A 25,700-nucleotide genomic window follows, 5' to 3' on the forward strand; every position below is an offset into this window, starting at 1 on the left:
CCCTTGTCCTTATTTCACCCATTGTCAATCGTGCCTTTAAGGCTCCCAACATCAACATAATTGGTAAGCGCAATGTCTACCCCATCCGATGTGGTAACAGCGCTTCAAAATCTTCCAGACTAGTCGCCTTTGGCAGTTCTGTAAACACATGCCTCAAGTAGCGGTAGGGCTCGATGCCATTGGCTTTAGCCGTTTCAATGAGGCTGTATAGGTTTGCGGTCGCTTTGGCACCGGCCACGCTGTCGCAGAACAAATAGTTCTTGCGCCCCACCACGAAGGGGCGCACTGCATTCTCGACCTGATTGTTGTCAATTCTCAGATCACCCTGCTCGGTATAGACGATTAACGTCGGCCACTGCTTGTGCAGATAATTCAACGCCTTACCCAGGGCCGACTGCTTTGGCACCAAGGGCAGATGTTCGTCCAGCCATTGGCGCAAGTCGTTGAGCAAAGGAACGGCTTCTTGCTGGCGTTTTGTTCTGCGTTCATCGCTAGTGAGGTCAGCGGCTTCGCGCTCAATACGGTACAGCGCCTTGATCTTCTTCAAAGCGATGCCGGGCAGTGAGTGCGGATCAGGCTTAAGCTGTGACTTTACCGCCTCATCGAACTTGCGTCGGGCATGGGCCATGCAGCCCACTCGTGTGACCTGACCATTCGAGCACACCTTGCCATAGCCTTCATAGCCATCGGCTTGTAGATAACCCGCAAAGCCATCCAACAAGCGCACTGGAACGGCCTGGCTCCGGCTCGGATCGTAGTCATACAACACAATCGGATGGCCCGGTGGCCCGCCTTTGCGCACCCACAAATAGGATTTGCTCTGGGCCTTTTTACCCAGCTCTTTGAGCACCTGAATCGTGGTTTCATCCATGCCGATGTAGTGACCGGAGAGCATTCGCTCATTGAGCAGGTTGACGAGCGGTACAATGGCATCGCCGGCCTTGATCATCCAATGGGCCATGGTTGAGCGGGGTAAATCGATGCCCATCCGCTGGAATTGCTTCTCCTGCCGATACAGCGGCAGACTATCCACAAACTTCGCCGTTACGATATGGGCCAGTGTGCCGGGGGATGCCATACACTTAGGTAGTATCTGCGGCGGCATGGGCGCTGTTTTGATCTGGCCCTCGCACTGCGAGCAGCCATAGACCGTTTTGATATTGCGCATTACCTGAACGGTGGCCGGAATCAGATCCAGCTGTTCGTAGATACGCTCACTGATCGGGCTCATGATGCTATTGCACTGCTCACACTGGCAGGCCTCACCTTCGAGCGTATGCACAATGTTAATGCGCGGCAGATCCGGCGGTAGCGCTTTACGTTTACCACGCTTGCGGCGATGGGCTGGTACGTCAATGCCATCATCGTCTTTAGCAGGGTCATTGCTATCTGCATTATCTGAACCAGAAGACGTTGTGATGTCGTCAGCCGTTAGCAGCGACAATTGGTCGACATTGAATGCCTCGCTGCGCGCGCCGAAGTGCTGGTGGCGCGACAGTCGGATTTGCTCAAGCAAACTCTGCACAAATTCCTGAAGCTGCGTCATCTGCGCTTGCTGTGTGGTGTACAGCTCGCGCAGTGCTTCGTAGTCGGCAGGAATGGCAGATTTATCCATTATTGGATTATACCGCTGGTGAGTTTTTTGAAACACAACAACACCAGTAAAAACCCTACAAGACGCGATGATGTGGCAGACGATCGTGGCCTTGCATCACGGTGAGATTATAGCCGGCCAGTAGCCAGTCAATTTGTTGCGTGTTGAGCTCAACCACTGACAGTGGCAATGCCGTCGGCCATTGGAAGCGCGATTTATCCAGCCGCTTCATGAGCAGTGCAAAACCGTTGCCTTCCCAGGCGACCATCTTGATCAGCGTGCGCTGTCGATTACAAAAGATAAACAGCTGGGCACTGAAGGGATCGAGGGCCATCTCGGCTTCGACGATGGCGACTAGCCCGTTAATGGATTTACGCATATCCACAGCCTCGCGGTACAAATGAATGCGCGCATCAGCACCAGGGCGTATCATGGGGTTTGCTGTGCAACAGCCACCAAGTCTTGCAGTAGAGCACGGTCAATGCCTCCGGACAGCTGGAGGCGGAAACCGTTGGGCATGACGAGCGTGACAGACGTGGCATTGGAGACGGGAACAACAGGGACAAACTGGGAACCTGCACGTTTGCCGGATGCAGGCAGATGCCCGAGCTTGATTAATTGTGTTTTCCAGACGTAAAGGTCTTTGGGCTTTAGGTCGTTCGCCTTAGCGTAGGCGACGAGTGAGCCACCGCTGGATGCGGCGTTTTTCAGATGAACAAGCCAGTAACGCTGACGTTTTGTGATGGGCTTGGTGGCCATGGTGTGCTCCGTTTTGGAAAACACGAGCATGGCAGGCTTCAGGCTAGGCGAATAGAATGCACTTTATGGAGCGCTTACCTACATCTCACATTGCGCGTTAGTACATAGACTTCGGTACATCGAGATACATCGCATGTGCTCAGATGCGGAGCGGTGGGAGATGTATACAAAGTGTGCACGTAAGGGAGACCGTTACCGACACGGATACGATGAACTTGAGCATGATCGACGGAAGGCAGAACTGTGTGTAGGGTGTGAGGAACCGCAGGGTTTAAGAACTAAGGTCACTCCAATCTTTAGGACTATTCAGGTTCCATCGTGCTTTTTAGATCTCGTCAAAGTTAAAAACGAGAGAAAGATCCAGGGCATTCAAGAAGCGTGGGATAAACGTGCCTTGTTTTTAAAAATCAAGGATCGAGTGTACGCATCTAGAAACGCCCCGCCTCGCCTGAGATCATTAACGTTCGAAAGAGATGACTACACTTGCCAGATCTGTTTACGCCCGCGGGTAGAAGTAGAACGAGCCGGAAGCTGGCTGGAAGCAGACCACAAAATCGCCTGGGAAGCCGGAGGGCAGACTTGCCTTGAAAACCTTCAGACTACTTGCCGAGAGTGCAATGTCGGTAAGCATCATGCCTCAACAACGATTAAGCTGCTTTCGCACTAGGTCTGCAGTTTGCTAGTGGGATAAGAGGTTTGGATAAGAAGGTCGGTCAAATACACGAAAATATTAATCTAACGTTTGGGGCTTGCATCAGAGAGCCCCGTTGGGTGCACTGGTGGGGCTAGGCTAGCGGAGTCCCAGAGGGCAGCGCAGTGACGAGCAGCAAAAACGGTTTTAATTCAACGCGAACGGCTGAGGAGTTGGCAGAGTGCAACGTGCCGGCTGGTTTTGAGTCGACGCCTATTCTTTTTTTCAGCACTTATGCGGCAGCCTTGAAGGAAGCGAGGGACTTTTTGCGGAGGGGAGACGCGACTATTTCCGTAAAACGCGCTGATGGCCTTTGGGCTTTGTTGACCAGAGACGCGATGGCCTTCGCTGAAATGTTGTGCATTGAGGAAGAAAGCACGTTGGATGTGGAGTGGCAAGAACGGGAGGGCGAAACCGCTCAACAGGCGGCGGACGACATCGTGGACCAAATGCGAGCCTACGAATACGCTTTTAGGAATGAAGCCGATACTGAAATAGGCACGTACTCCGCCGCCTTAGAGGATGATATAGAGTCTGGGTGGGGCGAATACTAATAACGTGTTTTAGGTCTTGCAGCAGGGGGCGGCAGAACAAGAGTACTAGACGCAGAAGCCAATGCTGGTAGTTTCCTGAAGTCGGCAAAGCAAAACTGTAACGCGCTACAGTTCTCAACTTTCCGCGAAGCGCTCTGCTTCATGCAGGCGACGGATGCTGGCAAATATGCCGCAGCGTCCTTTTACTAAAGCGGGTCCACCTAGTAAAACATCTACTGTGTTCATTAGCATTAGACCAACTTCGTTGTGGTTTCGTTAGTGAAATCGACGCAAACATTAAGTTGTTAGAAACGTTGTGTTCGTTTTTTGCCAAGTGCACAAAGATATTACCGCCATCTCCATTAAAACTCTTAATTTCACTCACTCACTGCTTAAGATTACAACGTTTTAGTGCGCTATAATCCGGGGACGAGGTGCACCGCTTCAACAAGTCCCAGCAGGATGCTTTTTTACCCTTTGTGGAAAACGGCACCCTGATACTCATCGGGGCAACCACGGAGAATCCCGCCTTTGAGCTGAACTCCGCTCTACTGTCCCGGGCGCGGGTCTATCGGCTCCATTCCCTGACCGCACAGGAGCTTGGGATGATTCTCCGGCGGGGCGAAGCGCAGCTTTCTCTCACGCTCACGGAGGCCCAGCGCGAAGGTATTGCCCTGGCTGCTGACGGAGACGCCCGTCGTGCCCTGAATCTTCTGGAACTCGCGATGAGTCTCAGCGGTGAAGACGGGCGTCTGGACGAAGCCGGTTTTGAGGAAGTGCTGCGTGGCTCGCCCCGGCGCTTTGATAAAAACGGAGACAATTTCTACGATCAGATCTCTGCGCTGCATAAAGCCGTGCGGGGAAGCTCGCCGGATGCGGCCCTGTACTGGTATTGCCGGATGCTCGACGGGGGTTGCGATTCTCTGTACCTCGCCCGGCGGGTGATCCGTATGGCGAGCGAGGACATCGGTAATGCCGATCCCCGGGCCCTCAGTCTGTCCCTGGATGCCTGGCAAACCCTGGAGCGCCTGGGAAGCCCTGAGGGAGAGCTGGCTCTCGCCCAGGCGATCACCTACCTAGCCTCAGTACCCAAGAGTAATGCTGTTTATACGGCCTTCAAGGCCGCGCAACGGGCTGTCGCTGAAGGGGGCTCGGACGAGGTGCCCATTCATCTTCGAAATGCTCCCACCAAGCTGGCTAAGGCTGAGGGGCACGGCGCCGACTACCGCTATGCTCATGATGAAACCGACGCTTTTGCCGCGGGGGAGAGTTATTTTCCCGAATCTCTCCACGGCTCGCGCTTTTACGAACCCACGGACCGGGGCCTTGAAGGGCGTATTAAAGCGCGGCTCCATGATCTACGGGTGCGGGATCGTCTGGCCAGTCGCCGGCGTTATTCCTGAAGCAATCGCGGCGTGATGCCAAATCCGAGAGCCGCCTGCGTGATCCCAAGGGGGCAGGGCTGAACGGCGACCCTTAACGCAGTCCCGCAAACCCTTTACAATCCGCGCTTTTCTGCAGGCAGGGACAATGCAGCAGCTGATCTTTATTGCGCTCGGAGGTGCCTGCGGTGCCCTCGCGCGCTATGGGCTGTCATTTCACGTGCACAGGCTGTGGAGTCACGCCTGGCCCCTGGGCACGCTGTTCATCAATGTCAGTGGTTCCCTGTGCATCGGCGTAATGTTTGTGCTTCTTGAGCGAGCAGCGGTGCACCCCGACTGGCGCAGCGTATTGATGGTGGGCTTTCTGGGTGCATTTACCACCTTTTCGACCTTCTCCCTGGAAACCGTAGAGTTATGGCTGCAGGGGCACCCGGCTATGGCAGCGGGCTACGCGCTGGCCAGCGTGGCGTCTTGCATCGCCGCGGCCGCGGTAGGGATTTATTTGACCCGCAGCTTGCTAGCTTGAGCTGCATACACAGGATCTAGGCAGGACCATGCTTGATATCAAAGAAATCAGAAAAGACCCCGAAGGGGTTGTCAGCGCATTAGAAAAGCGTGGCTTTGTTTTCGACACCGCCGCTTTTGAGGCCCTGGATGCCCGCCGCAAAACTGCGGATGTGACCAGTCAGCAATTGCAGGCGGAACGCAAAAGCGCCAGTAAAAAAATCGGCCAGTTGGTAGGAAGCGGTATGAGCGTGGACGAGGCCAAGGCATCCGTCGACGCAACCCTCAAAGAAATTGCCGCGCAACTGGATCAGGCTGAGTCGGAAGCAAGGGTCGTGCAATCCGAATTAGAAGCCTTTCTTCACAGCGTTCCGAATCTGCCCGACGCCGACGTCCCCGCCGGAACCGATGAGGAGGACAATGCTGTCGTCGCACAGTGGGGTGAGCTCCCAGGTTTTGACTTTGCAGTAAAAGATCATGTGGACCTTGGCGAAGCCCTGGGCGGCCTGGACAGTGAAATGGGTGGCAAGATCACAGGATCACGGTTTACCGTTATCAGCGGTCCCCTGGCGCAGCTTCACCGCGCCCTGATTCAGTTTATGCTGGATTTGCACACGCGGGAATACGGCTGCACCGAGCTCAACGTTCCCTACATCGTGAACAGCGACTCGCTGCGGGGGACCGGGCAGCTGCCGAAGTTTGCCGAGGATTTGTTCCGTCTTGAGGGCGATCAGGGTTACTACCTGATTCCTACGGCGGAAGTTCCCGTGACCAACATTGCCCGGGGGCGCATCTTTGAAGACGCAGAATTGGGCGAGGCGGGCATTCGTTTTGCCTGTCACAGTCCCTGTTTTCGCAGTGAGGCCGGTAGCTACGGGCGCGATACCCGGGGCATGATTCGCCAGCATCAGTTTGAGAAAGTCGAACTGGTGTATCTCACGCGGCCGTCGCAGTCCGAGGAAGCCCTGGAGGCACTCACGGGCCAGGCAGAAACCGTGCTCCAGCGCCTTGAGTTGCCCTATCGAAAAATGCTGCTCTGTGGCGGCGATATGGGCTTTTCTGCACGTAAAACCTACGACCTGGAGGTCTGGCTTCCGGGGCAGGATAAATACCGGGAGATTTCCTCCTGCAGTCTCTTTGGCGATTACCAGGCCCGGCGCATGCAGGCCCGGTGGAGAAACCCGGAAACAGGAAAGCCTGAGCTGCTCCACACGCTCAACGGCTCCGCCCTGGCGGTAGGGAGAACCCTCGTTGCGGTAATGGAGAACTATCAGCGCGAGGACGGTAGCATTGCCATACCCCGGGCGCTGCAATCCTACATGGGTGGGCAGACGGAAATCGCGAGAGCCTAGGGCGAGACCTGTGGACTTTCTCCCCATCAACCTGCGCCTGCGGGATCAACCCGTGGTTCTGGTGGGGGCAGGGGTCGTAGGGGCCCGCAAGGCGCGGTTCCTTCTTGGCGCTGGCGCACAGCTGACGGTTATTGCGCCGGAGCAGGACGCGCAATTCAGGTCCCTTGCCGAAGAGCACAAGCTCCTGTGGCATGCACGGGAATATGCCGATGGCGATCTTGCCACGGCCATCATGGTGATTGCGGCTACGCCTGACAGAAAGGTGAACGAGTCCGTGCACCGAGAGGCGACGATGCGGGGCATACCGGTTAACGTGGTGGATTCTCCGGATCTTTGCAGCTTTATTTTTCCTGCCATCGTTGATCGCTCACCGCTGACCGTTGCCATCAGCAGCAGTGGTGCCAGCCCCGTGCTGGCCCGCTCCGTGCGTAGCCGTATTGAGGCAATGCTGCCGGCGGCTACGGCGGATATCGCCCGTTTCGCAAAGTTACATCGGCACCGAATCCGGGAAACCGGCGAAAGCGAGAACGATCGCCGGCGAATCTGGGAGCAGATAATCAACGGCCCCATCGCCCAGCTGATTCTGAGTAACCGATGGCAGGCCGCCGAGCAGGCGCTTGCAGAGCTTCTCGACAACCACAGGGCCGCCACCGTCGGCGAGGTTTATCTGATCGGTGCCGGTCCCGGCGATCCCGAGCTTATGACCTTTAAGGCCTTGCGGCTTCTCCAGCGTGCCGATGTCGTTCTCCACGACCGCCTGGTCAATCCCGACATCGTGGCCATGGCCCGTCGGGACGCCGACAAACTCTATGTGGGCAAACGGCGATCGGAGCACAGCGTTCCCCAGGAACGCATCAACGAACTCCTTGTGGAGCTTGCTCTGGAAGGCAAGCAGGTCGCCCGTCTCAAGGGAGGCGATCCGTTTGTCTTTGGTCGTGGGGGGGAAGAGATTGAGCTTCTTGCAAAGAAAAACATTCCCTTTCAGGTAGTGCCGGGCATTACCGCGGGGAACGCCGCTGCCTGCTACGCAGGCATTCCCCTGACGCACCGGGACTATGCCCAGTCCGTGCGCTTTGTGACGGGTCATACCAAGGACGGTGAACTTCACCATCGCTGGAATGAGTTCCTCAGCGAAACCGAAACCCTGGTTTTTTACATGGGGCTGGTGGGCCTGCCGATAATCTGCGCCCAGCTGATCGCCCACGGGCGCCCCGGGGATACCCCTGTGGCGCTTATTGAACGAGCGACCTCGCCCCGGCAGCGGCTCTTGAGCGGCACCCTGGAGAGTATCGAATCCCTCGTGGAAAGTGCCAAGCCTAAGGCGCCCACCCTGATCATCGTAGGGAAGGTGGTCCTTCTCGCCGACCGTTTGCGGTGGTACGGCAGTGGCTGAGTCTTTCTCCATGCAAGCGCGTAACACGCTTCTGCGCTGGCGTTCTCTCGCCGTGTATTTACTCGTCGCCTGGTCCCTTTCGGCGCTGATTCCCAGCTACCTGGCGATAGCGCCCCCTCGACCCCTGCTCGGAGATCCGCAGCTGTGGACCCTGTCGGCAGGGGCATGGGTCGAGGGAGATCATCAAAAGCTGACATTAGCGGCGGCAACCCCCGGCGCGCACTGGGCGTCCCGGGCGCTGGAGTTTTCAGCGGACGCGGAGTTTGCACGTATTGGTTTTTGTTTAGAACAGGCCGTACCGCCGGAGACGGGAGCCGTATTGATGGCGTCCGTGCGCGAGGGTCAGCTGGACTTCAACCGTCAGTACCGAGTCAACAGTTTCTACAGCGGTGAGTTGGGTGAGTGCTTCAGCGAAGCGATTCCCCGGCGGGCCGGTGACGGTGCCGCGGTGTTTCAATTACAGCTGCTCCAGGGGCCGGCGGCCTTGTCTCTTGAAACCCTAACGGTGACGCCTGAGCGGGAAAACCCCGTCTGGCGCATCACTCGCATGTCCATGCTGCTCCTCGGCCTTGGGCTGCTGGCGGTGGTGTTGAGCAGTTATCGTCACGAAAGACCGCGTTGGCTGGTTTTCCTCGGCATGGTGATCGTGGTGGGAATACTTTTTGGCTGCTGTGTCAGCGTAAGCCTGAAGGCGGATATCTATGCGCTGTTAACGGGAGGGCGGAGCATCGACGCCGGCGTCTCCATGGACGCCTTATTGGAGAAGCAGTTTCCCATTGGTGGCTTCTCGCTGTTTACCTACCTCCACGCCGTGCTGTTTTGCGGCGCGACTTTCTTTTTGGCGCTGGCGAGACCTCAGGGGTGGATTGATATGCTGATGCTTGCGCCCCTCACGGAGACCCTACAGCTCTTTGTCCCGGGACGGGGCCCCGGGACCAGTGACATGCTGGTTGACTGGACCGGCGTAGCGCTGGCGCTGCCCCTAGTCTTCCTGCTTCGTCGCAGTCAGCGCGTACGCGCGCTCCTGGAGCACTAGGGCGTCAACGAGAATGCTGCCTGCTTCCGAAAGAAGCACGTCCTCCTCAGCAAGCTCCTCAGCGGATACGATCTCATCCGAGCTGTCGTCAGTATCATCGCCATTGTCGCCATTGTCGCCATTGTCGCCATTGTCGCTGCTCGCGAGGTGCACGCCATCATCGACGGCATCCTCGCTGGAATCTTCGTCCGCGTCCATAGCCTCGTTTTCCTCGTCGAGCTCATCGAGGGATGCGAGAGGCTCTTCACCCCTCGCCATGCGGCGTCGGTTTTCGATCTCCAGAGAGCGTTCCTGACGCGCTTTACGCTCCTCGCGGCGCACGCTTTCGTTAAGAGATACACTGGTGATGGCCCGGTTTTGCTCTGCTACCGCCAGCTGATCCTGGAGATAGAGAAACTCCGGGTTGTTACTGCTGCGCGTCCGGTATATCTCCGTCAGCTGCGGGACGAGGGAATCAATATTGCTGTAGCGGCGATGGCGCACGGGGTTGATCTGATCCCAGTCCAGAGCGTTATCCAGCGCGGATTCTCCAATTTCCTCGGGATCATACAGGGAAGGGAAGGTGATGTCCGGTACCACGCCGCGGTGCTGGGTGCTGTCACCGGAAATACGATAGAACTTGCTCTCGGTGATTTTCAACTGGCCCTCGGTGAGGGGCACCATGGTCTGGACCGTGCCTTTACCGTAGGAGCGGTCACCCACGATCAAGCCGCGATCATAATCCTGTATCGCGCCGGCAAAGATTTCCGATGCGGAGGCGCTCAGGCGATTGATGAGCACGACGAGGGGTCCGTCGTAATAGGTGCTGCGCAGGCGTTTACCGTCGCGCCACACTCGGCGAGAAGAGTGTCTGATCTGTACCGTGGGCCCGTATTCAATGAACAGACCCGTGAGATCGTTCGCCTCCTGTAAGGAGCCCCCACCGTTACGACGAAGGTCAATGACGAGGCCTTCCACATTTTCTTCTTCGAGCTCTTCAATGAGCTTTTTGACGTCGCGCGTGGTGCTTTTGTAATTCTCGTCGCCCCGGCGCATGGCCTCAAAATCGATGTAGAAGGTCGGAATATCGATAACGCCAACCCTTATGGTCTCCCCATTACCCTTGGGTAACTCCATGACGCGTTTCTGCGCCGACTGCTCCTCAAGCTTGACCTTGTTGCGAACAATCTTGATGGTCTTTCGCTCGGCGTCGGTGCCAGCTTTTGCAGGTAATACCTGGAGACGCACTGTTGACCCCTTCGGTCCGCGGATGAGCTCCACAACCTCATCGAGACGCCAGCCTATGACATCTTCAAAAGGGCCTTCCTCGTCCTGACCAACGGCAACAATGCGGTCCGAGGGTTTCAGCTCACCCTGCTTGTCCGCCGGTCCCGCGGGGACGATGCGCGCCACGCGGGTGTACTCGTCTTCCGGGGACAACACAGCACCGATGCCCTCAAGGGAGAGCCGCATGTTGATATTGAAGTTCTCTGATCGCCGCGGTGAGAAATAGTTGGTATGGGGGTCGTACAACTCCGTCAGAGCGTTGGCGTAGATCTGGAATGCGTCCTGGGCGTTGTACTGGGTGACGCGGCTCAACTGATTCTTGTAGCGCTTGACCAGCGTTTCTGAAATTTCGTCCTGAGGCTTGTCGGCAAGGCGTAAATTCAGCACCTGGTTTTTGATCTGCAGGCGCCAGCGCTCGTCGAGCTCGGCCTGGGTTTCTGCCCAGGCCAGCTTATCCACATCGAGCTCGTAGCGCTCATCAATCTCGAAGTCCATCGCTTCGATCATCGTTGGCAGGGACTCCACCAGATTTTCCAAACGGGTGGTGAGCAGTCCATGAAAGCGATTGAAAATGCTAAAGCCCGCGTCAAGCCTGCCCTGGGGTAGGTCGTCATCCATCTGCGTGCGGAAAGTTTCAAAATCAGCGATATCCGCCGCGGTAAAAAACATCTTTCCGCCATCGAGGTTGTTGAGATAATTGTCCAGATGCGCCGAGGACATGGCATCGTCATATTTCAGCTTGGCGTAATGACGCTCCTCTAGCTGTTCAATCAGTTCCGAGGCGGTTTCCTGCTGGGATTTGCTGTATTCGATGAGCGCAAAGCTCGACGCCGACAGCCCGAGACCCGTAAGGAGGGTCAGAGTCGCCGCAGTATTCAGGAATGCTTTTCGCACAATCGCTTGCCTTTTTATTGCTGATTCACTGGTTGAGGGAGTGTAGCGTGTTACTTTTTATGGTCAAAGCGGGTATTCACCGCCAGCGAGGCGGCTTCGTTGAACGCGGCCGGGTCGCAGCAGCTGGGAGAAATGGGGTATGCCTTGATGCCCGATCCGACAACCCATTGCCCCTAGTCGATTTCGAAGCTCGCGTTGAGCGTCACCGAATAGTTCAGATACCCGGGGGAATAGCTCTCCTCGGGAGCTGCGGGCGCGGCATCCGCCGCCATCATCATCCGTTCAGCGCGAACGGGGCGGGGAAGGGGCGCCCGTTCGGTGCTCAGAGACAGCAGGGGGCCGAGGTCTTCTCCCAGGGCCTCGGCCAGAACCTCGGCACGTGCCCGGGCATTTTGTGCCGCGGCTGCCAGCACCTCCTGATAGACCTGCTCTTCGTCCTGCAGACCTAACTGCGGTGATTGCATGCGGTTGATGCCGGCGTCAGTCAGCTGCGTTACGAGTACGCCCAAGGCATCCAGATCAAGGAGCCGGACCTCAATGTTCCGGGTGGCTCGATAGCCCGTCAGCTCCTGCTTTCGAACGTCGGGAAGCCAGCGATACTGGGGTGAAATGGTGAGACCCGTGGTGTCGATGTCGGCTTCCGCTAATTGCGCATCACGTAAAACGGCCAGAGCACGATTCACAATGGCATCGGCCTCCCGCCGGGCGACCGCGGCATCTTTGTCTTCCGTCATCACACCCAGCTGAAGCACCGCCATATCGGGCGCAACGCGGTGTTCCGCCTTACCGGTTACGGCTATTTGTCGGGCGCTGTCGTCAGCGTGACTCAACTGCGGGAGCAGTGCGGCTCCGAGGAGCAAGGGCGCGAGGCATGTAGCCAGCATGGGGTGGAACCGGGGCATAAATCATCGTCCTTAAAAATTCGATACAAATTCGACCATGGCGGTGCCCGGGGGTTCCCTTGTCCCAGAAACCGTCGGCCGTCGCGGCCGGGGCTGGCAGCAACTTCCTGCTAGCCACATAATGCTGGCTTCATAGAGGAGGGGACAGGTGGCTACACTTTTGATGCGCGATGCAGAGGTATTGCTCTGCATGGATGATGCGCAGCGGGAAATTCCCGGCGGCGGTATTTTTGTCCGCGATGGGGTGATCGAGGCTGTCGGCGCCAGGTCTGAGCTTCCAGACACCGCAGATCGCGTTATCGACCTTCGGGGTCACGTCCTCATGCCCGGCATGGTCAACACCCATCACCATCTTTACCAGAACCTGACCCGTTTGATGCCCGAGGCTCAGAACGCTCCCTTGTTTGGCTGGCTGCAGGCCCTGTATCCCGTGTGGGAGCGTTTAACACCGGAAGCCTTCCGCGTCTCCGCGATCCTCGGTCTTGGGGAACTCCTGTTGTCGGGCTGCACCACAAGCTCTGATCACCAGTACATCTTTCCCCACGGCAGCCGCCTGGACGACAGCATCGCGGCGGCCAGGGAAACCGGTATTCGTTTCCATGCCCTTCGCGGCAGTATGAGTGTCGGGCAGTCCGCGGGCGGCTTGCCGCCGGACAGTCTCGTGGAAAGCGAGGACAGCATCCTTGCTGACAGCGAACGCCTCATCGCCGCTCATCACGATCCCTCTCCGGCATCACGTGTTCAGGTGGCCCTGGCGCCCTGTTCGCCTTTTTCCGTGAGCCCTGAGCTCATGCGAGATTCCGCGGATCTTGCCCGGAAACACGGCGTGCGCCTGCACACGCACCTGGCAGAAAACGTAGAGGACGTAGCCTACAGTCGCGAGCGCTTCAATATGACCCCCGGCGAGTATGCAGAGGATCTGGGTTGGCTGGGGGATGACGTATGGCATGCCCACTGCGTGCAGCTGGATGCTCACGACATCAAGCGCTTTGCGAGCACCGGCACGAGCGTCGCCCATTGCCCCTGCTCAAACATGCGTCTGGCCTCGGGGATTGCCCCCGTGATGCCCATGCTCCACGCCGGCGTAAACGTGGGCCTGGGTGTAGACGGATCCTCCTCCAATGACAGCGGTCATATCCTGTCCGAAGCGCGACAGGCCTTGCTGCTGCAGCGCCTTCGGGAGGGTGCAGACGCCTGTGGTGTGCGCGACATGCTGAAGGTTGCCACTCGCGGTGGAGCCCGGGCCCTGGGGCGGGAGGCTGAGATAGGGCAGCTCAGTCCCGGCTATCAGGCAGACTGCGCGGCCTTCGCCGTCAACGATCTCTGGCATGCCGGCGCGAGTCACGATCCCGTGGCCAGTATCCTGCTCTGTTATTCGGGTATCGCTGCCTACACCGTGGTCGGTGGGGACGTGGTGGTCGATCAGGGGACGCTACGAGGGCTGGACCTGCCCCCTTTGCTGGCAGCTCATCGACAAATGGCGGAGCGTCTGGCCAACGGAGAGCGTGCGTCCTGATTTTCAAAAAGCGGGGACAGAACGGGGCGCTGGTCGAGTTTGAGCGAGAGGGTGCCCGTTCTTCCGAAACCCGCCCCGATGACCTGGAGTGCCACGGTTACAAAGACTCGATGGCGGGACACAAAAGGTCCATGAGCGTCGCCCTAAGCGGCCGGGCTCCCTGCTTCAATCCACTGCGCCCTCTGCTTCAATCCACTGCGCCCTCTGCTTCAATCCACTGCGCTACGATGCCCCGTTCTTCGTCGGTCATGTTGGTTTTGTTCATAAAGGGCATGTCATGGCTGTCGATGCTGCGGGCCTTGATTCGCGGTGACCATTGCTGCATCTGCTCCACCGTATCCAGCATCACACCCCCTGGCGGAGTTGTGAAGACATCGTCGCTTGGGTTTGCCGCGTGACAGCTGGTGCAGCGTTCGCGAATGATGCCATGGGCCCGGGTTGCGAGATCGGCGCGAGCCAATCCACTGTCGGGGATGACGGCGGGCTTCGGTGCAATCACGACAGCCAAAACAACCGTGGCAGCCATGGCCGCCCCCAGAATAGCGGGGCGATTTATCTGCATATGGCGGAGAACAAAATACTGTCTTGAAACCGCGGTGATGACCACGAGCGCCAGGAGAATCGCCCAGTTAAAGCTATGCCCATAGGTCATGGGATAGTGGTTGCTGATCATGATGAAGAGCAGGGGCAGCGTGAGATAGGTGTTGTGCGTGGAACGCAGCTTCGCTCTCGCTCCCCACTGGGGGTTAGGCGCATCCCCCGATTCCAGGGCAGCGACCAGCTTCCGCTGCCCCGGCATGATCACCTGAAAGACGTTGCCCACCATGATGGTCCCGATGATGGCGCCAAAGTGAATATAGGCGCCCCGCCCGCTGAAGAGCTGCGACAAGCCCCACGCCAGGCCACCACCCAGGATCAGGAGCACCACGGCCAGCAACCAGCCATTTTTTGCGAGGGGGCTCAGACACAGGACGGTGTAAGCGACCCAACTGCCCACAAGGAAGGCGAGGCCCAGGACGATGGCCTGACCCTGACTCAGGTCCGCCACGCGCCGATCAATGAGGTAAGACTCAGCGCCCAGGTAATAGATCACCGCAAGGAGGACCATGCCCGTGAGCCAGGTGCTGTAGGCCTCCCATTTGAACCAGTGAAGGTGCTCGGGCATCTTTTCCGGGGCGCCCTGGTATTTGGCAACTTCGTAAATGCCACCACCGTGGACGGCCCAGAGATCTCCCTTGATGCCCTTGTCTTTTTTCCACTGGGGCGGGTCTTCGAGGCTGTTATCCAGCCACATGAAGTAGAAGGAGGCCCCGATCCACGCGATACCCGTGATCACATGTAGCCACCGCACAATGAGGCTTATCCAGTCAACGAGATAGGTTTCCATGAACTGTTACTCTCCCTGCTGGGCTGCGCTTTGCGTTGTTTGCCGTTCTTGCGACTGTTGCGATTGTTGATCGTGCTGCATAGTGCAATCAGCCGCGGTGTCTCGTTGATATTTGCAATCACCCATAATCCAGGTCTCGCGAATACAGCGGTCGTCTCCGAGGGTGGATAGCACGAACAAGGTCTCGAACAGGTTCTCGCAATGGGCCATCCGCTGCTTGAGGAGTGGCGTAGCGGCAAGATCCAAAACCAGAAAATCCGCTTCTTTCCCCGGCAGAAAATTACCCAGCTGCGCTTCCAAATCGAGGGCTCTCGCGCCGCCAAGGGTCGCAAGGTAAAAACTCTTAAAGGGCGTCAGCGAGTGCCCCTGAAGCTGTTGAACTTTATAAGCTTCATCCATGGTTTCCAATAAAGAAAAACTGGTGCCCGCGCCGATGTCGGTGCCCAATCCCGCGTGCACGCCACAGCTCTCGGCTTTTGCCAGGGGAAACAGCCCCGACCCCAGGAACAGATTGGACGTCGGGCAAAAGGCAATGTTCGATTGGGTTTCCGCCATGCGCTGCCACTCCGCTTCGCTGAGATGCACACAGTGGGCAAACACGCTTCGGCGCCCCAGAAGACCCGCATCATCGTAGCTGTGAAGATAATGGTCGAGATGGGGAAACAGCTCCTCAACCCAGGCGATCTCATTGAGGTTTTCTGACATGTGAGTATGCAGGTAAACCCCGGGGTGCTCCCGCAGAAGGCGTCCGGCGGCCTTGAGCTGTTCCGGCGTTGAAGTGGGGGCAAAGCGCGGTGTGACCGCATAGCGCAAGCGTCCTTTGCCGTGCCAGCGCTCAATCAGCGCCTTGCTCTGGGTGTAGCTCGACGCCGCCGTATCCCTCAAAAACTCCGGGGCATTGCGGTCCATCATGACCTTGCCGGCAATCATGCGCAGGTTCAGGGCCTCGGCTTCGCCAAAAAAGGCGTCGACGGACTCGGGATGTACCGTGCCAAACACCAGTGCCGTTGTTGTACCGTTGCGAAGCAATTCCGCGAGAAAACGCTTGGCCACCGCCTGGGCATGGGCGAAGTCTCCAAACTGCGCCTCCGTGGGAAACACGTATTTGTCGAGCCACTCCAGCAGCTGTTCGCCGTGGGCACCAATGATATCCATCTGTGGATAGTGGATATGCGTGTCGATAAACCCGGGAACGAGGAGGGCGCTGGGATGCTCACGAATTTCCGTGTTCCGGGGCAGAGAGCTGAGAAGCACTGAAGCGTGGTCTACGGCAATGACCTTGCCGTCATCGATGAGCAAACCGCCGTCGGGAAAGTATTCATAGCTTTCCTCGGCTCCCTGGCTTGGGTCGCCTAGAAAATGCAGGATCTGTCCGCGATGGAATAGGCGACTCACGGAGTCAGCACCAGTTTCAGGGGTGTGCGAAGCTCGACCTCATCGCAATTGTTGCCCGGACCCAGGCGGTCCACGACCACGAAATCTGACGGTGCTTCCAGGGCCAGGAGATAATGATGCCAGGTACCCCGGTGATAGCTGATGCTCTGGTGGGGGGTGCCCAGAAAGCCCTGGATCGCCTCCTCATCCAGGGGGCCCGGCGGTGCGACAACAATGGCATAGGGATGACCGCTGGTATTGACAAACGCCTGGGAGCCCAGGGGGTGTCGCTCCATGCTCCGCAGAACAAACCCGGCAGTCACGGCCTGCGCCCGGAACAGGCTGAGAGCGGGTGTTCCGCCCTGGGCAGCGCAGTCGACGCGTGCCAGGGCGTTGTGACGCTGCGTTAGCCCCTCGTTGATGGGGTACTGCTCGCAGGGCGTGTCTCCGTCGATGAGATCGCCAAATGGCGCAAAGGCTTCCGCGCTGAGGGGCTGTAGAACAAGCTCTTTCACAGCATCAGCTGCCGCGGTATGTGGAATACCCAAAGGGCGAGAGCAGCAGGGGAATATGGTAGTGCTCGCCACCGTCATCGAGGTTGAAAACCACATCCACGTAGGGGTAGAAAATATTCAGGTCCAAGGCGGAAAAATACCCGCCCGTGGCAAAGTGCATGCGATAGGTGCCTGCCGGCAGGACTCGGTCTCCATCCAGAAGGCCCGCCACCCGACCGTCCTCGTTGGTTGTACCGGATGCGATTTCCACCCAGTCGCTGTCCTGACGATGAAAAAGCGCCAGGGGAACCCCCGCCGCAGGGCATCCCCGCGCCGTATCAAGAATATGCGTAGTGATCTGACTCATTGCCACTGCTCCAGACGAATCTGTAGGATTTTGAGTTGTTCCCGGGCTGCGATGGCTAGCTCGCGCTCGGGATCATTGTCCAGCCGCTGTTCCAGAAGCTCGCACATCTCCAGGGCTGACTTCCCGGTGGCACAGACAATAAAGATGTAGCCAAAACGAGTCTCATAGCGTTCGTTACCCGCCGCCAGACGCTCGATCACGTCATCCGTGGCGGCGGCAACACCGGACTGCTCATGGGCGGCGAGATTACCGCTGCCGGCGTATTTAGCCTTCAGGGAATCCACATCGCCGATCTTGGGGTGGCCCTCAAAGGCTTCGAGATAATCATCGCGACCCAGGGTATTCCAAACGGTCTCAGCGCAGTTCCTGAGATTCGATTTGTTGGCAAAGGGCCGCTCCCTGAGCATACCCTCTATCCATTGTTGACTGACGCAGCACAGCTCCAGGGCCTGAGCCGCAGCGGCTTCATCCAGCGCGTTAAACTCCTCGAGAGTCACGCCGCGTCCCAGTCCGCGATACCGAACACCCGCAGCCGACTGACGCCGCCATCGGGAAAGATATTGAGTCTCACATGGCTGAACTTCTGCTCCGGAGGGCACAATACTTCCCGGGTATAGGTATGCTCACGGTCGGGGCAGAGACTCTGCTGATTGATGATCGGGGTCCAGACGGCGTCCTCGGGGGGCACCTGGGCGTCGGGCTCCAAACAACCCTCGAGGCTGAAGCGATCGGGGAAGTTGCCCCGGAGATGGGCGGTATCGAGGATGACCTTGCGCACCGTTCCGCGTTTGCCCAGCTTGATGATCGCCCAGTCATTGAACTCGTCTCTTCGCCGACGGGTTTCCCAGCCGTCACCCATATTGACACCGCGCCCGGGCATCACGAGATTATCCGTGGAGCTGAAAAACTCATCTGAGGCCGCGACACCACGGCCCCCGATGCCTACGGCGGCAAGATCGACGGTTTCATTCTCCAGATAATCACTCGGGTCCGGCATCACTTCACCGTAGGCGCGGAAACGCGCAACGCCGCCATCGGGATAAATGCGCAGGCGAAGATGTGTCCAGCGCTCCGTGCTGTCGCAGGGAATAGGATTCTGCTCATCAGGGAGCACATCCGTGCGCGGAATGATCTCTGTCCACTGGGTATCGGGCTCGGGATCCAGTTTGACGTGGGTCGCATCCACCGCGACCTGTAGGGGGGCGTTCCCTCGAAAGTGATGGGTATCAACATCGACACCATGGATGCGGCCCGCAAACCCCAGGCGCAACACGCACCAGTCGTGATCCAGCTGGCTCATACGGAACTGGCGACCAAAGCTTCGTCGGGACTCCCAGCCATCCATCCACTGGCCTTTCTCTGTGAACTCGCCGGCTTTGAAGACGCCCCGTCCCGGTTTTACCAGATTGTCACAACTGGCGAACCACTGGTCGCTGCAGTTGATAGCCCGACCCCCTACGCGTTCCGCCAGCAAGTTGATGTAGCGGAACTGGAAGTCATCCATCGCGGCGCGGTCAAAATCGTCGGTCATTACTTTACCTTTGTACTGTGAGTATCCGCGGGTCGCGGTGAGAGTTCTCCACGGGGACTGCTGTCGGGGTCTGGCGCCGTGCCGGCAATTACATCACTGGTCGCGAGGCTGCTTTGAGAGGCTTTCAATTGCGCCTGGAGTTGCTTCCAGCCGGGTCCCGGGTTGCCGGTTACCTCGGCCTGGCGCGCATGATAGTGCGCGATGACTTCCGCCGCTACCGATACCGCGATTTCGGCGGGACGCTTCCCGGGAACCTTGGACAGACCTATGGGGCAGTGAATTGTCGAAATGACGTCCGAAGGAAAGCCGCGGTGCTCGAGGCGAAGTTTGAAGCGTCGCCACTTGCTGTCCGAGCCGATCACACCGATGTAAGCAGCATCCTCCCGCTGAAGGGCCGCCTCCATCAGCGCATAGTCCAGGGGATGCTGATGGGTCATGATAAGAAAGTAGCTGCCGGGAGGCGCGGTTTTGACCACATCCACGGGTTCCTCGGGATGGAGCGCTTCCACACCCGTTGGCAGGGTGTCGGGGAACTCATGGGTGCGGGCGTCCACCCAGCGCATCTTAAGCGGCAGGGGAGCCAGCACTGGCGCGAGGGCGCGCCCCACGTGTCCCGCACCGAAAAGGTACAGCGGCTGGAATGCCGGCACGAAGTGCTCAAACAGCAGGCTCGTGCTCCCGCCACAACATTGGCCCAGTTTTTCTCCCAGGGGAAAGTTCTCTACCCATTGGCCGGCGATGCCATCGCCCAGAAGATTCCGCGCGCGGTGTAAGGCGCGGAACTCCAGCTCTCCGCCGCCAATGGTGCCGCAGAATTCGTGAGTGCTAACGACCATTTTGGTGCCGGCGTCCCGGGGTGTCGATCCCCGAACACCCAGCATGGTCACAATCACATAGGGGTGGCCCAGGGATTCACACTCGCGGACCCCCTCGCTCCAGTGTCCGTCTGCCCGCATGCTCATTCAATCCTCTCCCGGGCAGACTTTCTCAGGCTCTCGCAAGCGAGAAGGACCCGCTCGGGAGTTGCTGGCGTATCGAGCTTTGGATGTACGCGATAGTTGCCGAGACTTGCCACGGCATCGCGTATCGCTGACCACACGGAGATGGCCAGCATCAGGGGCGGCTCGCCCACGGCTTTGGACCGAAATATCGTAGCCTCGGCATTGGGGCTGTCGGGTAGCAGCTCTACGTTGAAGATTGCCGGCGTGTCTCCAATGGCCGGTATCTTGTAGGTCGCAGGGCCTGTCGTGCTCAGGCGACCTGCGTCATCCCAGGCCAACTCTTCGTTCGTCAGCCAGCCCATGCCCTGAATAAAACCGCCTTCGATCTGACCGATATCAATGGCAGGATTGAGGGAGTTCCCGACGTCGTGGCAGATATCCACGCGTTCGACGCGATATTCGCCCGTGAGCGTATCAACCTGGACCTCAGACACACAGGCACCATTCGCGTAGTAGTAAAACGGTCGGCCCGTGGCGGTGGCGCGGTCGTAGTGTATTTTTGGCGTGCGATAAAAACCCGTAGCTGACAGGGAAATACGCTGGTGGTAGGCGAGGTTGACCAGCTCGGCAAAGGTGAAGGACTGAGCGCCAACCTGTACCTCATTGGGTGCAAAAACGACGGCGTCTTCGCTCACGTCGAAATGTTCGCAGGCAAATTTTGTGAGGCGGTAGCGAATTTTCCTTGCTGCATTTAGCGCGGCCATGCCATTGATGTCGCTCCCGGAGGAGGCTGCCGTCGGGGAAGTGTTGGGGACCTTGTCCGTACGAGTCGCAGTGCATCGTATGCAGGCGATGTCCACCTGCAATTCCCGGGCAACAACCTGCGCAACCTTGGTGTACAAGCCCTGGCCCATCTCGGTGCCACCGTGATTCAGCTGGATACTGCCATCGGTGTAAACGTGGATCAGGGCCCCCGCCTGATTGAGATGCTTCGCCGTAAACGAGATCCCGAATTTCACCGGCGTCAGGGCCAGCCCTTTTTTGATCACGGTGCTGTCGGCATTGAAGGCGCGAATAGCCTCGCGGCGAGCGTGGTAGTCCGAGGTTTGTTCCAAACGCTCGATAATTTGCGGCAATACGTGTTGCTCTATGGTCTGTCCGTAGTGGGTGACATCGCGACCTCCGGCAGAGGTATAGAGATTCTTTTTGCGGACATCCAGGGGATCCATGCCCGTCTTGCGCGCGATGGCGTCAATGATGTCCTCGATGGCCACCATGCCCTGGGGGCCGCCAAAACCGCGGAAAGCGGTGTTCGACACGGTGTGGGTTTTGACCCGGTGTCCCGCCACGGCGACGTCGGGGAGGTAGTAGGCGTTGTCACAGTGGAACATTGCCCGATCCACAATAGCGTCCGAGAGGTCCGGTGACATGCCGCAGCCGCCGGCGAGCATAAGATCAAGCGCCTGAATCTGACCCTCATCGTCGAAGCCCACGTCATAGCGGCTCAGGAAGTGGTGCCGTTTTCCCGTAGCGCGCATATCGTCGGCCCGGGCGAGGCGAAGTTTTACGGCGCGACCGGTGCGCCGGGCTAATATCGCTGCCAGGCAGGCCCATTGATTGGCATGGGTCTCCTTGCCGCCAAAAGCGCCGCCCATGCGGCGCGTGTCCACCGTCACCTGATGAAAGTCCACGCCGAGGACCTCGGCCACGAGCTTCTGTCCCTCCGTGGGATTCTGTGTGGACGAATACACCAGCATGCCGCCGTCTTCTTCCGGAACACAGAGCGAGGCCTGTCCCTCGAGGTACATTTGCTCCTGACCGCCGATTTGCAGTTCGCCCTGCATACGGTGGGCGGCGTTTTCCAGACCGCGCTCTGCATCGCCGCGGCGCTGAAAATGCGCCGGCCGCACAAAACTCTTTGCTGCCAATCCGTCTTCGATACTTAAGCAGGCGGGGAGGGGAGAATACTCAATCTTTGCCAGCTGAGCGGCTTTGCGCGCGGCGGCGTAACTGGTGGCTGCGACGGCAAACAGCACCTGACCATGAAACTCCACCGTGTCGCCCAGACCCACCATCAGAGGGTCGCCGGGGAAGACGGGTCCAATATCGGTAATGCCGGGAATGTCGTCCCGGGTGATGACATCTACAACCCCCGGGGCGTTTTTGACCGCCGCGAGGGACATCTCGTTTACTACGCCGTGGGCGATGGTGGACAGTCCGACATAGGCGTGGAGCGTGCCCTTCGGTGCCATCATGTCGTCAATATAGATCGCTTCGCCGGAGACGTGCTTTGCCGCGCTTTCGTGCGCTACTCCCTGACCGGCAGAGCCCCTGGGTCCCGCATGGTTACGGCCTGTTGCTGCGCTGGAATCAGTCATGGATGGCCAACTCGCCGCTGTGTATTTCCATTGCGTGGACGCGGGTGTCCACGTCTCCCCGAAACTCCGCCTGCAGCCGGTACAGGAGTTTTGCACTGACCAGGCGCCGATAATCTTCTGATGCGCGGGCATCGGAAATGGGCTGGAAGTCTTCTTCGATGGCAGCGACGGCGGTATCGAGGGAGTCCGTGCGGAGGTTCATGCCCTCCAGTGCATTTTCCAATGACTGCCCTCGCTTGGGTGTGGCGGCCATGCCACCGAACGCGGCTCGGGCGCCCGTGATCCGATCACCCTCTAATTCCAGCGCAAAGACGGCACACACGGAGGAGATATCATCCTCAAAGCGCTTGCTGATTTTGTAGGCGCGAAGGAATAGATTCTCCTTGCGCCGGGGAAGGAAAACCTCGGCTATAAACTCGCCGTCGCGCTGCGCTGTTTTTCGGTAGTCGAGGAAAAAATCATCAAGGGCAATGCTGCGTTGCCCGGCCTCGGATTGCAGTTGAATGCTGCCCCCGAGGGCCAGCAACACGGGAGGCCAGTCGCCGATGGGCGACGCGTTGGCAACATTTCCTGCGATGGTGCCCCGGGAGCGTATCTGCAGGGAACCAAAGCGCTGAATCAACTCGTGAAGCTCGGGGTAGTCCGTCAGCACAGCGTCCTGGGAGGCTCTATGGGTGACGGCGGCGCCCAGTCGAATGTGCTTGGAATCCACGGAAACAACGTGAAGCGCAGGTACAGCCGTGACGTCAATAAGCACCGGTAGGTCCTTAAGGCCCTGGGTGCTTTCCAGAAAAAGGTCCGTGCCTCCTGCGATGACCCGTGCCTGAGGGTGTTCTCCTAGAAGCCTGGCTACCTGCTCGGCATCTTTGGGGCGATAGTAATGGCCGTGGGGTAACTCCAGCGCTTCCGTCTCACGCTCCTTGTCAGAGAGCGCCCGTAGTTGATCCAGGGTGGCCCTGGCCCGGCGGGAAAAGGCATCGTCACTCTCCCCGGCGAGGGCCTGTTCCGCGGCATCGATGATGGGGCGGTAACCGGTGCAGCGGCAGAGATTGCCCCCCAGGGCTTCGAGGATCTCTTCGCGATCGCCGGTTTTTTGTGAGTGATAGAGCGCAAAGAGCGACATAATAAAACCCGGCGTACAGAAGCCGCATTGGGAGCCGTGATTGTCGATCATGGCCTGCTGTACCGGGTGATACTCGTCGCCATCTTTCAGATCTTCTACGGTGATGAGCTCGGTGCCGTGGAGGCTTCCCAGGGGCGCGATGCATGCGTTGACCGGTGCATACTCAAGACCATCGTTACCCGCTTTCGCGACCACCACGGTACACGCGCCACAGTCGCCCGATGCGCAGCCCTCCTTGGTGCCCGTAAGACCACGGTGTTCGCGGAGATAATCGAGAATGCTGGTGTCGGCGGGGAGTTGCTCGAGGGCAACTTCTCGCTGCTGATGCAAAAATCGAATCACTGAGACTTGCCCTCGTTACCATCAGCGCTGCCAAGCATGCCGCGGTCGATAATAAAATCGATGACTGCCTGCAGCCCATCCTCGGACTTCAAATTAGTGAATTCAAAGGGACGCTCGCCACGCATGGTGCGGGCATCCCGATCCATGACACCAAGATCTGCGCCCACGAGGGGAGCAAGATCGGTCTTGTTGATGATCAAAAGATCGGACTTGGTAATGCCGGGTCCCCCTTTACGCGGAATTTTGTCCCCGGCCGATACATCGATGACGTAGAGGGTGAGGTCGGATAGCTCCGGGCTAAAGGTGGCGGCGAGATTGTCACCACCGCTCTCGATAAAGAGCACGTCGAGATCCGTAAAGCGGCCCTGCAGCTCGTCTACCGCCGCGAGGTTCATGGAGGCATCCTCGCGTATGGCCGTATGGGGACAACCGCCGGTCTCCACCCCGAGAATGCGCTCGCCCTCAAGAGCATCGTGACGAAGGAGAAATTCGGCATCTTCACGCGTGTAAATGTCGTTAGTGATCACGCCGATACTGAAGCGCTCCCTAAGGTGCTGACAGAGGAGACGCACGAGAGCCGTTTTACCCGAACCGACGGGGCCGCCGATACCAACGCGGAGCGCAGGTTTACTCATTCCTTGATCCTTGTGTTTTAACGAAACGTTTTGTCGTCGCAAAAGTTGTCCCGAAAGTTGACGCTGGAGTTGTCACTGGATGGCGCAGCCCTGCGGTCATGACCGAAACAAACGCGTGTGCTGTCGCTCGTGATGACAGGAGGCCATGGCGAGACCCGGCAGGCTCAGGCCAATGTCATCGTCTTCTACCGTCATTGCCTTCGCGCAGGCGTCGGGGATTTTTGCCAGTAGCCCTAGCAGCAGCTGTTGCGCCGCACTTTGTCCCAGGGGAACCAGCTTGGTGGCCGCCGTTACCTGATTCTCCAACCAACTATAGGCAAAGCCCTGCAAGGCACTACCCGTGTCTATTTTCCAGTGGACGCAGGCCACGGCAAAAGCCACCGCGTAGGCGGGCCGTTGCTGCAGTTGTGGTAGCTCGCCCGTGTTTAGGGTGCCCAGCAGGCGCCACAGTGCGGCCCCGATCTGCTGATCCTCGAGGAGCAGCTCTGCCGTCTCCCGACTGGCCAGTAAACGGTCATTCCAGTGATCGAGCGCGGCACCATCGTCGACGTCCAGGGCGGCCAGCACACGGAGTAACACCGGTAGGTCCAGTTGGGCGACACCCAGATTGAGACCGTCCTCGAACCACTTCGCGAGTTCATCGCCCTCCAGCCAACCGGCCTCGATGGCGTACTCCAGGCCCTGAGAATAGGCATAGGCCCCGATAGGCAGCGCAGGACTTGAAAGATGCAGCAGATGCAGCTGGGGATCCATGGGCGGTGGCGAATGTGTTTGCGTGGGCATCATTGTCTATTTTAGCGCGAGTCGGACGGCGCTTAGCGGTGGGAATGATTGTGGGCGTGCCCGTGATCACCCTCATGAGTGTGGGTGACGCCGGCATAGGCGCCAGACTCCGGTGTGAAGGCGTCATCCACCGCACGCACGTCTAATCCCAGCCCCTGGAGCATGTCCTCCAGCACATGGTCCCGGGGGAAGCGCAGAGCGCCCGGCAAAATCTGCAGGCTCACATGGCGATTGCCGAGGTGATAAGCCGCGCGTAAAAGCAGTAGCTCATCGTCGGTGTAAGCCTCTGTCAGAGATTCTCTCGCTGCACGTATCAAGATAATTTCCTCGTTGTTGCAAACCAGGGCATCGCCGTCGCCAAGCACAATGCCTCGGGGAAGAAACCAGCCCAGTTCCTGGCCCCGTTCCGTGGTCGTCCGGTACCGGGATTTTTCCCGCTCGGAAAACACGAGGTGCACCTCATCCTGCCAGGTGCCATCGAAAGCCGTGGCATGGTGGTAAGCCTCTAGCATCATTTCGTCCA

The 25,700-nt window shown here is 58.5% G+C and carries 25 protein-coding genes; 8 read left to right on the forward strand and 17 right to left on the reverse strand.

Annotated elements, in window-relative coordinates:
* Window positions 1-76: 76 nt before the first annotated feature.
* Genes tnpC through tnpA form a run of 3 tightly spaced genes read right to left on the reverse strand, consistent with a single transcriptional unit; the run spans window position 77 to window position 2,353 of the window.
* Window positions 77-1,615, reverse strand: coding sequence for an IS66 family transposase (gene tnpC, locus KT71_RS09575; protein WP_008295614.1), 1,539 nt, complete (start codon window positions 1,613-1,615; stop codon window positions 77-79).
* Between the two features lie 55 nt (window positions 1,616-1,670).
* The gene (tnpB, locus tag KT71_RS09580) at window positions 1,671-2,027 is read right to left on the reverse strand and encodes an IS66 family insertion sequence element accessory protein TnpB (RefSeq protein WP_008295613.1); all 357 of its coding nucleotides are present in this window, start codon (window positions 2,025-2,027) and stop codon (window positions 1,671-1,673) included.
* Complete coding sequence (gene tnpA / locus KT71_RS09585) at window positions 2,024-2,353, reverse strand: IS66 family insertion sequence element accessory protein TnpA (protein WP_152025207.1); 330 nt, start codon at window positions 2,351-2,353, stop codon at window positions 2,024-2,026. The genes tnpB and tnpA overlap by 4 nt, the downstream gene beginning before the upstream one ends.
* 160 nt (window positions 2,354-2,513) lie before the next feature.
* Here tnpA and KT71_RS21340 point away from each other — a divergent pair, with 160 nt between their 5' ends.
* From KT71_RS21340 to KT71_RS09615, 7 genes are all read left to right on the forward strand, one after another.
* On the forward strand, window positions 2,514-3,020 hold the full coding sequence (locus tag KT71_RS21340; protein WP_169729149.1) for an HNH endonuclease: 507 nt from the start codon (window positions 2,514-2,516) through the stop codon (window positions 3,018-3,020).
* Between the two features lie 149 nt (window positions 3,021-3,169).
* Window positions 3,170-3,598 (forward strand): hypothetical protein, encoded by a 429-nt coding sequence (locus KT71_RS09590; RefSeq protein ID WP_023659542.1) that lies wholly within the window; start codon window positions 3,170-3,172, stop codon window positions 3,596-3,598.
* Between the two features lie 413 nt (window positions 3,599-4,011).
* Entirely contained in the window at window positions 4,012-4,980 is a 969-nt protein-coding gene (locus tag KT71_RS09595; RefSeq protein ID WP_008295610.1) for a replication-associated recombination protein A, read from the forward strand.
* Between the two features lie 127 nt (window positions 4,981-5,107).
* Entirely contained in the window at window positions 5,108-5,485 is a 378-nt protein-coding gene (crcB, locus tag KT71_RS09600; protein WP_008295609.1) for a fluoride efflux transporter CrcB, read from the forward strand.
* Window positions 5,486-5,513: 28 nt separating this feature from the next.
* A complete protein-coding gene (gene serS, locus KT71_RS09605) occupies window positions 5,514-6,815 on the forward strand; it encodes a serine--tRNA ligase (protein WP_008295608.1) in 1,302 nt (433 codons plus the stop codon).
* A 10-nt stretch (window positions 6,816-6,825) separates the two neighbouring features.
* A complete protein-coding gene (cysG, locus tag KT71_RS09610; RefSeq protein WP_008295607.1) occupies window positions 6,826-8,208 on the forward strand; it encodes a siroheme synthase CysG in 1,383 nt (460 codons plus the stop codon).
* 10 nt (window positions 8,209-8,218) lie between these two features.
* Window positions 8,219-9,244 (forward strand): VanZ family protein, encoded by a 1,026-nt coding sequence (locus tag KT71_RS09615; RefSeq protein WP_008295606.1) that lies wholly within the window; start codon window positions 8,219-8,221, stop codon window positions 9,242-9,244.
* Here the strand turns inward: KT71_RS09615 and KT71_RS09620 are convergent.
* Window positions 9,191-11,404 (reverse strand): carboxy terminal-processing peptidase, encoded by a 2,214-nt coding sequence (locus tag KT71_RS09620; RefSeq protein WP_008295605.1) that lies wholly within the window; start codon window positions 11,402-11,404, stop codon window positions 9,191-9,193. The two genes, KT71_RS09615 and KT71_RS09620, sit on opposite strands and share 54 nt — an antisense overlap.
* Window positions 11,405-11,577: 173 nt before the next feature.
* A complete protein-coding gene (locus KT71_RS09625; protein WP_023659543.1) occupies window positions 11,578-12,306 on the reverse strand; it encodes an SIMPL domain-containing protein in 729 nt (242 codons plus the stop codon).
* A gap of 148 nt (window positions 12,307-12,454) precedes the next feature.
* On the opposite strand from KT71_RS09625, the gene KT71_RS09630 reads away from it, so the two are divergent.
* Complete coding sequence (locus tag KT71_RS09630) at window positions 12,455-13,822, forward strand: 8-oxoguanine deaminase (protein ID WP_023659544.1); 1,368 nt, start codon at window positions 12,455-12,457, stop codon at window positions 13,820-13,822.
* Between the two features lie 187 nt (window positions 13,823-14,009).
* Here the strand turns inward: KT71_RS09630 and KT71_RS09635 are convergent, their stop codons facing one another.
* The 12 genes from KT71_RS09635 to ureE form a co-directional block, all read right to left on the reverse strand.
* Entirely contained in the window at window positions 14,010-15,209 is a 1,200-nt protein-coding gene (locus tag KT71_RS09635) for a urate hydroxylase PuuD (protein ID WP_008295602.1), read from the reverse strand.
* A gap of 6 nt (window positions 15,210-15,215) precedes the next feature.
* Complete coding sequence (gene guaD, locus KT71_RS09640) at window positions 15,216-16,604, reverse strand: guanine deaminase (RefSeq protein WP_008295601.1); 1,389 nt, start codon at window positions 16,602-16,604, stop codon at window positions 15,216-15,218.
* Window positions 16,601-17,098 (reverse strand): ureidoglycolate lyase, encoded by a 498-nt coding sequence (locus KT71_RS09645; RefSeq protein WP_008295600.1) that lies wholly within the window; start codon window positions 17,096-17,098, stop codon window positions 16,601-16,603. Before KT71_RS09645 ends, guaD begins: the two co-directional genes overlap by 4 nt.
* 4 nt (window positions 17,099-17,102) lie before the next feature.
* Entirely contained in the window at window positions 17,103-17,444 is a 342-nt protein-coding gene (gene uraH, locus KT71_RS09650) for a hydroxyisourate hydrolase (protein ID WP_008295599.1), read from the reverse strand.
* A complete protein-coding gene (uraD, locus tag KT71_RS09655) occupies window positions 17,441-17,941 on the reverse strand; it encodes a 2-oxo-4-hydroxy-4-carboxy-5-ureidoimidazoline decarboxylase (RefSeq protein ID WP_008295598.1) in 501 nt (166 codons plus the stop codon). Before uraD ends, uraH begins: the two co-directional genes overlap by 4 nt.
* Window positions 17,938-18,975 carry an allantoicase gene (gene alc, locus KT71_RS09660; protein ID WP_008295597.1) on the reverse strand — a complete coding sequence of 346 codons (1,038 nt, stop codon included), beginning with the start codon at window positions 18,973-18,975 and terminating at the stop codon, window positions 17,938-17,940. The genes uraD and alc overlap by 4 nt, the downstream gene beginning before the upstream one ends.
* Complete coding sequence (gene xdhC, locus KT71_RS09665; RefSeq protein ID WP_008295596.1) at window positions 18,975-19,937, reverse strand: xanthine dehydrogenase accessory protein XdhC; 963 nt, start codon at window positions 19,935-19,937, stop codon at window positions 18,975-18,977. Before xdhC ends, alc begins: the two co-directional genes overlap by 1 nt.
* Window positions 19,934-22,294 (reverse strand): xanthine dehydrogenase molybdopterin binding subunit, encoded by a 2,361-nt coding sequence (gene xdhB / locus KT71_RS09670; RefSeq protein WP_008295595.1) that lies wholly within the window; start codon window positions 22,292-22,294, stop codon window positions 19,934-19,936. Before xdhB ends, xdhC begins: the two co-directional genes overlap by 4 nt.
* Complete coding sequence (xdhA, locus tag KT71_RS09675) at window positions 22,287-23,759, reverse strand: xanthine dehydrogenase small subunit (RefSeq protein WP_008295594.1); 1,473 nt, start codon at window positions 23,757-23,759, stop codon at window positions 22,287-22,289. The genes xdhB and xdhA overlap by 8 nt, the downstream gene beginning before the upstream one ends.
* On the reverse strand, window positions 23,756-24,394 hold the full coding sequence (ureG, locus tag KT71_RS09680) for an urease accessory protein UreG (RefSeq protein ID WP_008295593.1): 639 nt from the start codon (window positions 24,392-24,394) through the stop codon (window positions 23,756-23,758). The genes xdhA and ureG overlap by 4 nt, the downstream gene beginning before the upstream one ends.
* 96 nt (window positions 24,395-24,490) lie before the next feature.
* The gene (locus tag KT71_RS09685) at window positions 24,491-25,147 is read right to left on the reverse strand and encodes an urease accessory protein UreF (protein WP_008295592.1); all 657 of its coding nucleotides are present in this window, start codon (window positions 25,145-25,147) and stop codon (window positions 24,491-24,493) included.
* Between the two features lie 62 nt (window positions 25,148-25,209).
* Window positions 25,210-25,692, reverse strand: coding sequence for an urease accessory protein UreE (gene ureE, locus KT71_RS09690; RefSeq protein ID WP_008295591.1), 483 nt, complete (start codon window positions 25,690-25,692; stop codon window positions 25,210-25,212).
* Window positions 25,693-25,700: the final 8 nt, after the last annotated feature.

Source organism: Congregibacter litoralis KT71 (assembly GCF_000153125.2).
Lineage (GTDB): Bacteria > Pseudomonadota > Gammaproteobacteria > Pseudomonadales > Halieaceae > Congregibacter > Congregibacter litoralis.